The organism is Pseudoalteromonas luteoviolacea (assembly GCF_000814765.1).
GTDB classification, from domain to species: Bacteria; Pseudomonadota; Gammaproteobacteria; order Enterobacterales; family Alteromonadaceae; genus Pseudoalteromonas; species Pseudoalteromonas luteoviolacea_H.
This window is the reverse complement of sequence record NZ_JWIC01000007.1, coordinates 749,378-763,743: the sequence shown is the minus strand read 5'-3', so window position 1 is coordinate 763,743 and position 14,366 is coordinate 749,378. Positions and strand designations below refer to the sequence as shown.

The following is a 14,366-nucleotide window of genomic DNA, read 5'->3' as shown; positions in this document are numbered from 1 at the left end:
CCGTCGAATTAGTATATGCGACGACGAAAAGCATCATTGATGGCTTCTACTTTCGTATGTGACAAGGCGCCTGTGCTTGCCTCAACCCATGACTCAAAATCAGCGAAGCTCTCTAATTCAAACATTTTTGCTGTTACCTCAGCACAGTTTAATGCAAGCATGTCATAGATCACTAACTCTGCGTGCCATTCTGCATCCAGTACCTCAAACCGCTCTCCTCGTTTTATCATAAAAGCTCTTTGAAAACTGCGCTTCAGCTGCATCAATCCGAGCCTGCCAACGTCATCACTTTTCGGTAATGTGTAATCACTGTACTGCCACTGTGCTGTTGGGAAGACAATCGAAAAGTCTGGGCTACTTGGTGCTACATAATTAAACTGAATAGTCTCATTTGCCGTCAGTACGACATCATAAGGACTAAAGTTAAATGCAATATTTAAGCTACAATCACCCTCAGTCAATACAAGATCGCCGTATACTCGAATATCCGTAGTCAGCTTAACTGTATACCCTGAGCAATCTTTATCTGGGATAGTTAGACCGGATGAGAAACAGCTAAAATCATCCTGACTTAAAGCCAAAGATGTTGATTTTTCCAAACAGAAAAATTCACCCAGTAACTCCGTATTCGCAGCTTCATTTTCACCTTGAGTCAACCATGCTTTTAAACTTACTTGCTGCGGAATAAGTACGCCCTCAGGCGCTAAAAACTGAACCAAATGTTTAAAAATGTACACTTGCGGCTCACGCTTTAACAAGGCAGTCATGGTTTCTGAAATAATAATATCAAAGCGCTCTTGAGGGGACTGTGGTTGCCATAATGTCGCGTCCGCATGATGCGTACGAATATTGTAATGACCTAGATTAAAGTGATTAATTAATTTATGCACCGCATCAATATTCTCTTGATGAATATCAATTAGGGTAACCTCAACAGGTAAGTTATCACTCACTGCTAACAAAGGTATTAAAAGAGTAGCATAAGGACCAGTTCCCGCATACAGCACTCTCGCAGGTGTATTGTTTGCTGCCGTGTGCTCGCTTATCGCCTGAGCAACCCCCTGAGCAAATAATTGCGTTCGCACTGTTTCTTCAAAACACTTTGCCGCTTGCACGGGAGAAATCGCAACACCTGACGCGGTTTCTGTTTTATCAGACTGATTCATATCTGTGCTGGTCAATATCCCAGTAACAGTGCCTAAGTAGTCCACCATGGCTTTGATATCAGCTTTATCGACAGCTCCTTTTGGCGCACTCAGTAAAATCTGCGTAACATCGACAAACTGTGATTTAGATAATCCCATAACTTCCCTATTTTTTATAAACTTAAATTAACGTTGAGGATAGAGTGACATACCCCAAAAGTAAAACTAAAAGGCTTGCAAAAAACAGTCTTAAATATCTGAGCTGTTGCGAAGTTTTGACAACACGATGTAAAACCCCGCCAAAATATAACCATAGCGCATCTGCCACGATTGCAACCGCAAACAGTATACTGGCCGCCACCACACTCGCCTGCACTTGAGATTCAAACGGCAAGGCGACATTAGCAAATATAGCGATACAGGCAGCATATGCTTTAGGGTTAAACAAATTCAAAATGAACCCATCCATAAAACCAACAGACTTATCTCCAGTGGAAGATAAAGCACTTTTATTGGTAGCAATTTTATATGCAACGTAAAGTAAGTAGAGTAAAGCTGCGACTTGCAATACGTGCGTTAATTGCGGGAAGCTTAACAGTAACGCACCTAGCCCTGTTGCCGACGCGACAATAGCGACCAGCAAGCCACTCAAAATACCCAGTAAGAATGGCACGCCTTCTCTAACCCCAGAGCTTGCACCAACAGCGGCGAGCGCCAGTGGGGCCGGACCAGGTGAGCCAAGTAACAAAAATGTTGTAAATGCGAGCGAAATAATGGCTTCTAACATGAAGGCTCCAAACTTTCCTTTTCTTTATGTGATGTTTTTCTTATGTTGAGTTTGTCGATAAAATGACGATAGACGGTTGAGGCGAACACCTCAACCTATGCGCTTTATTCGGGTGAAGGTATGCGAACAACGCCTTCCATCAATACACGTGCACTTCTGCTCATGATGGCTTTTTTAGCTATCCACCTTTGTCCATTTTGCTCAGCTTCAGCGCCAACTTTTAAGGTGCCAGACGGGTGCCCAAACGTGACTTGATTTCGTTGTCCACCACCTGCGACTTCATTGACCAAAGTCCCCGGAATTGCCGCTGCAGTTGCAATGGCCACCGCGGCCGTGCCCATCATCGCATGGTGCAGCTTACCCATAGACAGCGCTCGTACATTTAGGTCGATGTCTTGCTCACTGATGGCTTTACCACTGGATGCTGAGTAGGCACAGGGGCCACTAACAAAAGCTATTTTGGGCGTATGTTGACGAACCTTAGCTTCTTCTAGGTCGTTGATCAGGCCCATTTTCAGTGCACCATAAGCGCGGATTTTCTCAAGCCTTTGCAACGTATTTGCATCACCATTAATTGCCTCTTGCAATTCAGTGCCGTTAAAGCCCAAATCCTCAGCTCTAAAGAACAAAGTTGGGATCCCCGCATTTATCATGGTGACATCAAAGGCCCCTTCATCTGGCACTTCAAGTACATCCACTAAATTGCTACTTGGGAACATATCAGCATCGGCATCGGCTGGATCTAAGAACTCAACAACCACCTCAGCGGCGGGAAACGTCACCCCATCTAATTCAAAGTCACCAGTTTCTTGTACTTCACCATGAGTGATTGGAATATGCGCGATGATGGTTTTACCAATATTTTCTTGCCAAATACGAACAACTGCAATGCCGTTCTCAGGTATTCGAGTACTATCAACTAAACCATTACTGATGGCAAAAGCACCAACCGCCGCAGTTAAATTACCGCAATTACCACTCCAATCGATAAATGGTTTATCAATCGCCACTTGCCCAAACAAATAATCTACGTCATGGTCAGCTTGTTTACTCTTTGACAAAATAACCGTTTTACTGGTGCTGGAAGTCGCCCCACCCATGCCATCAGTTTGCTTCGCATACGGATCTGGGCTGCCGATCACACGAAGTAAAATATCATCCCGCAATTTACCGGCAACTTGTGCGCCTTTCGGTAAGTCTTCTAGATTGAAAAATACACCTTTTGAAGTCCCGCCGCGCATGTATGTGGCAGGTATTTTTATTTGTGGTTTAAAACTCATAATCCTTCCTAACAATAAACCCAAGCATTGCTTGGGTTTATATTGATAATATTGATTAAGCGTTGGCTTCTAAAAAGTCTTTTGCAAAACGTTGCAATACGCCACCCGCTTCATAAATTGACACCTCTTCTGCGGTATCTAATCGGCACGTTACATCCACTTCGATACGCTCACCATTTCGACGATTAATCACCAGCGTCAACGTTGTACCCGGTGTACGTTCACCCACAACGTCATAAGTCTCTGTGCCATCTAACTCAAGTGTCAATCTTGTTGTGCCAGCTTTGAACTCCAGCGGTAATACACCCATACCAATTAGGTTGGTTCTGTGAATACGTTCGAACCCTTCAGCAACAATCACTTCAACACCCGCAAGACGCACCCCTTTTGCCGCCCAATCTCGCGAGGAGCCCTGACCATAGTCCGCACCTGCCACAATAATAAGCGGCTGCTTCCTATCCATATATGTTTCAATTGCTTCCCACATACGGGTCACTTGGCCTTCAGGCTCAACACGTGCAAGAGAGCCTTGCTTCACTTCACCATTTTCCTTCACCATTTCATTGAGTAGCTTCGGATTCGCAAACGTTGCACGCTGCGCGGTTAAGTGATCTCCTCGGTGAGTCGCATAAGAGTTAAAGTCCTCTTCAGGTAGGCCCATTTTGGCCAGGTATTCACCTGCTGCACTGCTTGCCATAATTGCGTTAGAAGGTGAGAGGTGATCGGTAGTAATATTGTCACCTAAAATAGCCAGCGGCCTCATGCCTTTCATCGTACGCTCGCCTGCAAGCGCGCCTTCCCAATATGGAGGGCGACGGATATAGGTGCTCATTTCGCGCCATTCATACAATGGGTCGTTATCTTCACCATAATCAACCGTGAGGTTGAACATCGGGTCGTATACTTCTCTAAATTGCTGTGGTTTCACACTGTTTGCTATAACCGCATCAATCTCTTCATCACTTGGCCAAATGTCTTTCAGTGTTACCGGATTACCCGCTTGATCATGACCAAGGACATCTTGTTCAATGTCAAAGCGCACACTACCTGCAATAGCATAAGCCACAACCAATGGCGGTGACGCTAAGAATGCTTGCTTAGCATATGGGTGAATACGACCATCAAAGTTTCGGTTACCCGACAATACAGCCGTTGCATATAAGTCTCTGTCGATGACTTCTTGTTGAATTTTAGGGTCTAGTGCCCCACTCATTCCGTTACACGTAGTACATGCAAACGCCACAATGCCAAAGCCAAGCGCTTCAAGCTCTGGTAGTAAGTCTGCTTCAGTCATATAAGAACGCACCGCTTTGGAGCCCGGTGCAAATGATGTTTTGACCCAAGGTTTGCGCTTCAGGCCAAGTTTATTGGCGTTTCTTGCCAGCAAGCCCGCTGCGACCACATTGCGTGGATTACTGGTATTGGTGCAGCTGGTGATTGCAGCGATGATCACCGCGCCATCCGGCATTTGGTCTTCTGTTTTTTCGTAATCAGCCACAATGCCTTGCTTTGCCAAATCTTGCGTTGCCACACGGCGATGCGGATTAGATGGACCCGCTAAGTTCCGTCCTACACTGGATAAATCGAACTTTAATACGCGCTCATACTTGGCTTCAGTCATGGCATCTGCCCAAAGGCCAGTCAGCTTGGCATATTTTTCTACTAACTCGACTTGTTCATCATCACGGCCCGTGAGCTTCAAGTAATCAATGGTTTTCTGATCTATGTAGAACATAGCAGCCGTTGCGCCATATTCGGGTGTCATATTTGAAATCGTCGCTCGGTCGCCAAGGGTTAAGTCATTTGCGCCTTCACCGAAAAACTCTAAATAGGTTGAGACCACTTTTTCATTACGTAAAAATTCAGTAATGGCTAATACAATATCCGTTGCAGTGATACCCGGCTGGCGTTTACCTACCAGCTCAACACCCACAATATCTGGTAGTCGCATATAGGATGCACGGCCAAGCATGACACTTTCCGCTTCTAAGCCACCTACACCAATGGCAATTACACCCAATGCATCAACATGCGGGGTATGACTGTCGGTACCGACTAACGTATCAGGAAATGCAACACCATCTCGCGCCTGAACCACTGGCGACATTTTTTCTAGATTGATTTGGTGAAGAATACCGTTGCCCGGTGGGATCACATCGACATTTTTAAACGCTGTTTTAGTCCAGTTTATAAAATGGAAACGGTCATCGTTCCGGCGATCTTCTATCGCACGGTTTTTCTCAAATGCGTTTTCTTCATAACCTGCATGCTCTACAGCCAAACTGTGATCAACAATGAGCTGAGTCGGTACCACTGGATTGACTTTGGCAGGATCGCCCCCTTTTTCTGCGATGGCATCACGAAGGCCAGCCAAATCAACCAGTGCTGTTTGACCCAGAATATCGTGACACACAACGCGCGCAGGAAACCATGGAAAGTCAAGATCTCTGCGCCTTTCAATTATTTGCGTCAAGAAGTCATTAAGCTTTTCAGGCTCAGCTCTTCGCACTAGGTTTTCTGCGAGGACTTTTGAGGTATAAGGTAGTCCATCATATGCGCCTGGCTTTATCGCTTCGATGGCCTCGCGCGTATCATAGTAACATAGAGTAGAATCAGGTAATCGTTTACGGTATTGGGTGTTCATAACTGCTTTTTCCAACTGAAGATGTGACGGTGTGCTTAGCACGCAGCGCTATTAAGCACCGCGTGCTCACGACTTACGGTCTATATAAGTCGTCGGCTAACTAGCGCGCTGCAATCGCAGGCACTGGACGAAGGTCTTCACCTGTATATTCAGCCGAAGGACGAATAATACGGTTATCCGCACGCTGCTCCATCACGTGTGCAGCCCAGCCCGTTAGGCGAGACATCACAAAAATTGGGGTAAATAGCTTCGTTGGGATCCCCATGAAATTATATGCAGATGCATGGAAAAAATCCGCGTTACAGAATAACTTCTTCTCACGCCACATCACTTCTTCACAGCGAACAGACACAGGATAAAGCACCGTATCGCCAACATCTGCAGCCAGTTTTTCAGACCACGTTTTAATGATTTCATTACGTGGATCTGACTCAGAATAAATCGCATGACCAAAGCCCATGATTTTCTCTTTACGCTCTAACATGCCCATCATTTCTTGCTCGGCATGATCAGCAGATTCAAAACGCTCAATCATTTCCATCGCGGCTTCGTTAGCACCACCGTGAAGTGGACCACGCAGTGAACCAATTGCGCCTGTCACACAAGAATGCATGTCTGATAGTGTTGACGCACATACACGCGCAGTGAAAGTAGATGCATTGAACTCATGCTCAGCATAAAGAATAAGTGATACATGCATAACGCGCTCGTGAAGCTCTGATGGCTTTTCACCACGCAGAAGATGTAAGAAATGCGCACCGATAGAATCATCATCCGTTTCAACATCAACACGAACGCCATCATGGCTAAAGCGATACCAATAACAAATGATGCTTGGGAAACACGCCAGCATACGATCTGTCACTTTACCTTGCTCATCAAAGCTAGCTTCGCCTTCCAAGTTACCCAGCATAGAACAGCCTGTACGCAATACATCCATTGGGTGGGCATCTGCTGGAATGCGCTCTAGCACGTCTTTAAGTGCCACAGGTAAACCACGCATTGACTTCAATAAGGCTTTATACTCGTCAAGCTCGCTTTGATTTGGCAGTTTGCCTTTAAGAATGAGGTAGGCAACTTCTTCAAACTGACAGTTTTCAGCCAAATCTTTCACATCATAACCGCGATAAGTTAGCCCTGAACCAGATTTTCCTACTGTTGATAATGCAGTTTTCCCTGCTACTTGACCACGTAGACCTGCACCACTTAGTACTTTAGCCATCACTTTCTCCTGAAAATTTTTTACCTGCTGAATTTTAGAATCTTTTTTCTGAGCGTGCTAAAACACGCTCTTTTATATTATTTGTTACTTGTTTTTACCTTGAGCAAACAATGCATCAAGCTTTTGCTCATACTCGTGATAACCAAGATAATCATATAAATCCATACGTGTTTGCATGGTATCTACAACTGCTTTTTGGTCACCATCATTCAATAAAGTACGATATACCAGCTCGGCGGCTTTATTCATCGCACGGAATGCGCTCAGAGGATACAGCACCATGCCTACGCCCCACTCACCAAGCTGTTGCTTGCTCCATAGCTCAGTCTTACCAAACTCTGTCATGTTCGCTAGAATTGGCACATCTAACGCTTCGGAAAATGCTCTATAATGTTCTTCAGTTTGAATCGCTTCTGCAAAAATGCCATCTGCGCCCGCTTCTACATAGGCTTTTGCTCGCGCAATAGCAGCGTCTAAGCCTTCCTGAGCAAAGGCATCAGTACGCGCCATTATGAAAAAGTCTTTATCAGTACGCGCATCCACCGCCGCTTTAATTCGGTCGACCATTTCTTCTGTTGATACGATTTCTTTGTTTGGTCTGTGACCGCAGCGCTTTTGTGCCACTTGGTCTTCAATATGTACCGCCGCAGCGCCAGCTTTTTCCATATCGCGAATAGTTTTAGCAATGTTAAATGCACCGCCCCATCCTGTATCAATGTCCACCATCAGGGGTAAATCACAAGCAGATGTAATACGCTGAACATCTGCAATGACATCATTTAAAGAGGTCATGCCTAAATCAGGTAAGCCATATGATGCGTTTGCGACACCACCACCAGATAAATAAATTGCTTGGTGACCTATTTGCTTTGCCATAATCGCACTGTAAGCGTTAATCGTGCCCACAATCTGTACTGGTTGATTTGCATTTAATGCGTCACGAAATTTTTTTCCTGCACTCATGATGGTGTACTCTCCTGTGATGTTTACTTCATGTTTGATAGCTTGACGGCGATATTATTTTTTGAGTATTGAATGTGGCGTCGCATTAAAATCTCTGCCAATTCGCCATCACGATTTGCGATGGCTCTTACGATATGTATGTGCTCGTCATAAGCTGTTGTCACTCTTGGTCCAGTCATACCTAACTGAACTCGATACATTCTTGCTAAGTGGTAAATCCCATTGCTCAGCATAGTGATCAATTGTTGATTTTGGCTGCCAACGATAATGCGGTAATGAAAGTCCAAATCACCCGCCTCTTGATAGTAGACGTTGCGCTGCTTTACCTCATCTTGCTGACCTTCTAACAAACTGCTCAATTGATTGATCTCAGCATCAGGCATATGTTGTGCTGCAAGCCTTGCCGCCATGCCTTCTAACGCTTCTCGGATCTGATACAGCTCTAATAAACCTTCAGACGTTAAAGTCACAACACGCGCACCGACATTGGCTTTACGCTCAACAATATTGCATGCTTCTAAGCGGTTGATTGCTTCACGAACGACTGCACGGCTAACCTCATACTTTGTCGACAATTCAACCTCGCTCAGCTTTGAGCCCGCTGATATATGGCCTTCAACGATCTCTTCCCTCAATTGAAAAAACGTTTTATCTGAAGAGGTTACAGCTTTTTCTTGAAAGAAGTTCATCAAATGATCACGCAATAGTTTTTATCAATTGCCAACAATATAGATACACTTTACGTTAACGTCAACCTACAAATAGACAAATTGTCGACAATCTTGTTATTCACACTATTCATCTTATTTATTATGGCTGAGCAAGCATCTGCCAATCTAATAGTACTAGTAAAGTAATAAACTAACGTGACACGCTTTTAGTTAACAGACAAAGAAGCTGATTTTAAACGTTGATAAGGTAATGAGCAGGGTGAGAAGCAGTAAGTATAAAAACAGCAGAAGCTAGGCAATAAAAAAGGCAAGCCAAGCTTGCCTTTTAAAATTCGTATAAACTGTGACAGTTACAGCTTAACGATTTCCTCAGCTTGAGGACCTTTTTGGCCTGTAGTAAGTTTAAATTCTACACGCTCGCCTTCAGCTAGAGTACGGAAACCGTCGCCTTTAATTGCACTGAAGTGTGCAAAAACGTCTGGGCCATTTTCCTGAGCGATAAAACCAAAGCCTTTTGACTCGTTAAACCACTTTACTGTACCTGTTAAAGTATTAGACATAATAATAAATCCTGATAAAAAATATAAATGCCAATCCTTAAAAGCAAATTCTAAACTGCTTAAAGAGAATCCATCTTTATAAACTGGCAAACCTATGCCCTTGTGGGCGCATAGACCTAAATTTTGCCGGTGATAAAACTTCAGGACGGTACTACTACAAGCTAACACTTATACAACAACGTAATGGAGATTTATAAACACTGACCGAAATTCTGTCTATGTTCATCTTATAGGGATGCCCCTCTAAGTCAACTAATTTTTAAACATATTTGTGAATGCTTAATGACATAAACACATAAGCAATATGAACAATTAAAGACTCAGCTATAACCCCAGTAAAAACAGGGCCTAGCGCGACGATTAGCCAATTTAAATTTTATTGATGTTTATGCATAAAATAGTGTTTGTGTGCCTTTGCATAAATCAGCTTGCGTAACTTTATAAATACTTTATTTAAGGCCATAATGCGATGAAACAAGCTGGAGGTTAAACCTGCCTTTCCCAACTTGAAAATTGCAAAAATAGCAATTAAATATTATTTAACCTGCGACATAAAATTTTTGAAAAAGTATAGCGTGAAACCTTCTAGACTAATTTACAATAACAAACCGACCATTTAACAAACAATTATAAGCGGCTGCGAAGAAAAGATTCATACATAGCTATTTGCAAGTTTTACGACTTAACAGCTTTGTCTAACAAGGCGTCAACTTCCACACTTGGAACAGGTTTTGAAAATAGATGCCCTTGCAATTGGTCACATCCATAAGATGCCAAGGTTTTGGCTTGCGCTTCGCATTCCACGCCTTCAGCAATACAATTAACGCCCAAACTTTTTGCAATATTAATCATCACCAGAGCAAGATCATCTTGGTGTTCTCCTCCCCCCAGTTCAGTAATGAAACTCGGATCAATTTTAATTGAATCAAAATGTAGCTCCCTCAATAGAGAAGGATTGGTGTGTCCAAGACCAAAATCATCAATGGCCAAATTGAATCCAAGTCGACTTAACGCATCCAAAGTCGATTTAAGCTCATCAGCACGTTCTAATAGCGGACGTTCAGCAATTTCCAACTCAAACTGTTCTGGACTAAGTTTAAACTTATCAAGTAGAGACATTAATTGCTCTATGAACAGGCCATTGAGTAAATGTTTTATCGATAAATTTAAGCACAGCTTGAGAGCTGGGTACCGAGCACTCCATTGAACGAAGTCAGGCATAGCAAGCTCAAAAACGTACATACTGAGATGTCCGTTGATACCAGCACTTTCGGCAATATCCACAAACTGCTCAGCAACAATAAGTTCTGTTCCATGCTGCCAACGAGCCAACACTTCAAGCTTTTCAACCTCTAAAGTCTGGGCATTGTAGATAGGTTGAAAATACGGCAAAAAAGCCTTTAGATGCAGGGCTGCTATCATCGCCGTTTCTTTTTCTAAGTACAGCTCTGCTTCTTTATCCAACTCAGCGCAGTAAAATTGATAGTTTGAATGTCCCACCTTTTTGGCCCTGTACATAGCAGTATCTGCACTTTTCATCAAACTATCTGCATTTTCTCCATCCTCAGGATACAATGCAACGCCAGCACTAAAGGATACTTTGACCTGCGTAGACCTGAGTTCGTAATCTCCACTCGACGCCTGAAATATCTTTTCAACGACATGGCGTACATGCTTTCTATCGTCCATGCTATCGATAAGGAGTACGAATTCATCTCCCCCTATACGTGAAACCGTATCACATGCTCTGATACTGGCGGTTAAACGTTTGGCTACTTGTTTTAAAAGCTCGTCACCACTGTCATGGCCTAGGGAGTCATTAATTGCCTTGAACTTGTTCAAATCTAAAAAAATCAGCGCAAATTGGTGCTTATGTCGTTTTGCTCGTTTGCATGACTGAACAAGCCGGTCCTGTAAAAGCAACCTATTTGGCAAACCAGTTAATGCATCATGATGCGCCAAGTGATTCATCCTTTTACGCATCAACCGAGATTCTGTGACATCCTGGAACACCAGCACAGCTCCCGCAATTTTCTCGCCACGAATAAAAATAGGTGAGCAACACACTTCAATAGCAAAATCTAACCCGAGATGATTCCTAAAACAAATAAGCTCACTTAAACAAACAGTTTGAAGCTCTGTCATTGCTTGTTGCATAGGGTCATCAATGGGCTCTTTGTTATCTTCATGATAAAGCGGCATGACTTCTATAAACTCTTTTCCTTTCACTTCTTCGGTGAGCAATGCTAAAACAGCCTCGGCAACGGGATTCATAAAAGTAATTTGGTTATGCGTGTCAGTACAAATAACACCATCTCCAACGGAGCTGAGGGTAATGGCTAACAATTCATGCTGTTTTTGCAGCTCACTTTGCTTGGCTACATCAACAAGTTGCCCTAAAAACACACCGTGCAAATGGGTATGATTGATCGACACGGTGATTTCTTTTTGCTCACATTTAGCCTCTGCTAAGGTCAATACAAGCTGCTCAAAATCACTACCCTGTGCTTGCCATTGCATGAAAAGCTCATAGCTAGTCTGGTCAACTAACCCTGTAAGTCCTTTGCCAATCAGCGTTTCCTCTGATTCACCTATTTGCTTGCAAAAGCCTTGACTCACTGCATATAAAGTCCCGTTTTCACACACTAAAAACTGTGCAGTGAGACACTCTCTAAATACTTCGTAATACAGCTCACCATGCTCTCCAAATCCTATTTCTTGCTGTTTCTTTCGAGCAAAATAAATCACGCCACCACCGAGCACAATAGCCATTACAAAGCCGATAATGCCGAGTGAAAAGTAGTTAAACAGCTCTATCAAAGATTCATTGCCATAATGCCCAACTTCAGTAAAAATCCAATTTTCAACAAACTGACTAATTTGAACACCAAAAGACAGACCAACGAGCAGGAAAAATAAACTAAGTAAGAGTTTTTGAGTGAGTCGATTCATATGCATTTACGCAAAATCACGATGTTACGATTAGTTCCTTAAGTATGTATTAAGCGTAGACACTGTTATTGAACTTTAACAGCCAGTTTAAAAAATTGATTGTTTAGATTTCTGGAATTTAAGCGACTTTTGTCCTAAATCTAAAAGGGGTAAGATTATCGGGATCAGGCTATGATGACTTTAGGCGATGATGCAAAAGTAGTTGAGAATTTCGTGCGCGTGGCGCAGATAATCGCTAATTTGGAGTCGATATTAACGCAAGCAAAAAACCTCTCTTTAACAGCTAAAAATGCAAGAGTTGTTGCACTAAGAGCCGGTGATGCCGCGCTTGGCTTTAAACCTATCACTAATTTCATTGATGAGTTTTCGGAACAAACAATCGCCTCGACGACCAAAATAGCTGAACTCTCAAATCAACTATTTAGAGTTGCGCATAAACTTGTCAGAAGCAGCCAGTACTTCCATCAAATGACTGAACTAAAAGCGCTCGTGAAATCAAACCAAGTAGAAGCGATGTATCAGCACGCCCTCAAGTCACAACGTCGTGCAGCTTCGCAACTTTCTCTCGCACTGAGTGAACTAGAAAATCATTTTGAAGACATTCAAAAACAAATGCAAAGCGCTGAATACATCGCAGTGACAAGCCGAGTCGAAGCAACCAATGCTGGGGACTTTAGTGATAGCTTACAATCAGTCTCAGACTTCATCGCCAGCGCAGCGAAAACAATTAAAACCGCAGTTGTATATAACTTAAGTGAAATCCATACCTTACGGGGAGTTTTAAAGTGAAACTAGCGGAGCTATTTAAAGGTAAAACACACAGCTGGATGATGTTAGAGTGCAATGGCTCAACACAAAACACGCAAGGCAGTATAAATCAGTATTTCATTCACACAGAGTATGAATCCATGCTCATGGACCCTGGTGGAATCGAGCTATTTTCACCTATGCTTGCTGCGGTTTTACAACATACGGAACTTGACAAATTAACCACCTTATTCGCGTCGCATCAAGATCCAGACCTCATTGCCACGCTCAGCTTATGGGACAAAGCCATTTCTAATGCCACTTTGTACGCACCTTCACTATGGGAAAGGTTTATCGGTCATTTCGACCTCGATAATTTACATTTTGAAGGGATCAGTGATGAAGGTGGAGAGATCCAATTAGGCGGCATACGCTTGCGCTTACTCCCGGCACATTATTTGCACTCTGCGGGCAATTTTCAGCTATTTGACCCGACGGCAAAGATCCTTATGAGTGCCAACGTTGGCTCAGCAATCAATGCGCCCAATGACAATAAATTCGTCGAAGACTTCTCGCAACATGTTAAACATATAGAGCAGTTTCATAAACGCTGGATGCCCTCAAACCAAGCGAAAGCTAACTGGATTGCCCGTGTAAGAGAGCTTGACATTCAAGTACTCGCCCCGAACCATGGCAAACTCTATAAAGGCGAAAAAGTTCAAGAGTTTTTAGAATGGTTTGACAAGTTAGATGTGGGCAGCGCCGCGAAATAGAAGCCATAAGCACATGACTTTATTTACCTTGTTAAAAGGTGGTGAGCTTTTGACAATTAATGTGTGCCCCTTCCAGCTTGGTTTGAGACCTGTATATGTGTAAGTCATTTGCATTAAGGACTTAAAAGTATGTAAGCAAAAATAATTTGTTGGACGATCAAGCGCGCCTGATCGTCACATTGCAACATAAAGGATAGATTTAGAAGTTGCAATGATTCCGACAAGCGTAAATTTCACTCGCATAGTTTCAATACTGTGCCTCATTAGCACATACATAGTGCATTCCTCAATGCATGCAAACTCACCACACATGGTGTGTGAAATGACAATAGAATTGCCATTAGGGACAGATAGAAGTAATGGTTCTGTAGGGCTTTCACAGACCCCTTCACTCCCAATCGACAGCCCCAACGTGGTCCTTTCTTCAAAAGATCATCAGTTTTTTTTACAAAAGTTCGTAGCGATAAATGATCACTACATCAGTGAATATGCTAAACAAAGAGTAAAAGATCCATTGCCTATTAGGTACTCAAAATACACGCAGCGCGCTCACCATACAAAAGTTGGACGATTGAAATAGCTCGACCGTCTTATGGATAAATTCTTCATTCATACAGGAAAA

Annotated in this window: 12 protein-coding genes; 3 read left to right on the top strand and 9 right to left on the bottom strand. The window is 43.1% G+C overall.

What is annotated here, in order from left to right:
- Positions 1 to 8: 8 nt before the first annotated feature.
- The 9 genes from JF50_RS17620 to JF50_RS17580 all read right to left on the bottom strand — a co-directional run bounded on the left by JF50_RS17620 (position 9) and on the right by JF50_RS17580 (position 12,224).
- Positions 9 to 1,304, bottom strand: a complete 1,296-nt coding sequence (locus JF50_RS17620; protein ID WP_039610689.1) for a methyltransferase domain-containing protein — start codon at positions 1,302 to 1,304, stop codon at positions 9 to 11.
- A 22-nt stretch (positions 1,305 to 1,326) separates the two neighbouring features.
- Entirely contained in the window at positions 1,327 to 1,932 is a 606-nt protein-coding gene (locus JF50_RS17615; RefSeq protein ID WP_039610688.1) for a LysE family translocator, read from the bottom strand.
- 104 nt (positions 1,933 to 2,036) lie between these two features.
- Positions 2,037 to 3,212, bottom strand: a complete 1,176-nt coding sequence (prpF, locus tag JF50_RS17610; RefSeq protein ID WP_039610687.1) for a 2-methylaconitate cis-trans isomerase PrpF — start codon at positions 3,210 to 3,212, stop codon at positions 2,037 to 2,039.
- Positions 3,213 to 3,267: 55 nt separating this feature from the next.
- Positions 3,268 to 5,856, bottom strand: a complete 2,589-nt coding sequence (gene acnD / locus JF50_RS17605; protein WP_039610686.1) for a Fe/S-dependent 2-methylisocitrate dehydratase AcnD — start codon at positions 5,854 to 5,856, stop codon at positions 3,268 to 3,270.
- A 100-nt stretch (positions 5,857 to 5,956) separates the two neighbouring features.
- Positions 5,957 to 7,078 carry a bifunctional 2-methylcitrate synthase/citrate synthase gene (gene prpC, locus JF50_RS17600; RefSeq protein ID WP_039610685.1) on the bottom strand — a complete coding sequence of 374 codons (1,122 nt, stop codon included), beginning with the start codon at positions 7,076 to 7,078 and terminating at the stop codon, positions 5,957 to 5,959.
- Between the two features lie 84 nt (positions 7,079 to 7,162).
- Entirely contained in the window at positions 7,163 to 8,041 is an 879-nt protein-coding gene (prpB, locus tag JF50_RS17595; protein ID WP_039610684.1) for a methylisocitrate lyase, read from the bottom strand.
- A 23-nt stretch (positions 8,042 to 8,064) separates the two neighbouring features.
- Positions 8,065 to 8,730: a GntR family transcriptional regulator gene (locus JF50_RS17590; RefSeq protein WP_039610683.1), complete on the bottom strand. Its 666-nt coding sequence runs from the start codon at positions 8,728 to 8,730 to the stop codon at positions 8,065 to 8,067.
- Positions 8,731 to 9,062: 332 nt separating this feature from the next.
- Entirely contained in the window at positions 9,063 to 9,272 is a 210-nt protein-coding gene (locus JF50_RS17585) for a cold-shock protein (protein WP_023398377.1), read from the bottom strand.
- Between the two features lie 675 nt (positions 9,273 to 9,947).
- Positions 9,948 to 12,224: a putative bifunctional diguanylate cyclase/phosphodiesterase gene (locus JF50_RS17580; RefSeq protein ID WP_160290494.1), complete on the bottom strand. Its 2,277-nt coding sequence runs from the start codon at positions 12,222 to 12,224 to the stop codon at positions 9,948 to 9,950.
- A 171-nt stretch (positions 12,225 to 12,395) separates the two neighbouring features.
- Here JF50_RS17580 and JF50_RS17575 point away from each other — a divergent pair, with 171 nt between their 5' ends.
- From JF50_RS17575 to JF50_RS17565, 3 genes are all read left to right on the top strand, one after another.
- Positions 12,396 to 13,013, top strand: coding sequence for a hypothetical protein (locus JF50_RS17575; protein ID WP_039610682.1), 618 nt, complete (start codon positions 12,396 to 12,398; stop codon positions 13,011 to 13,013).
- The gene (locus JF50_RS17570) at positions 13,010 to 13,744 is read left to right on the top strand and encodes an MBL fold metallo-hydrolase (protein WP_039610681.1); all 735 of its coding nucleotides are present in this window, start codon (positions 13,010 to 13,012) and stop codon (positions 13,742 to 13,744) included. Before JF50_RS17575 ends, JF50_RS17570 begins: the two co-directional genes overlap by 4 nt.
- Before the next feature lie 322 nt (positions 13,745 to 14,066).
- Positions 14,067 to 14,324 carry a hypothetical protein gene (locus JF50_RS17565; protein WP_152614581.1) on the top strand — a complete coding sequence of 86 codons (258 nt, stop codon included), beginning with the start codon at positions 14,067 to 14,069 and terminating at the stop codon, positions 14,322 to 14,324.
- Positions 14,325 to 14,366 lie beyond the last annotated feature (42 nt).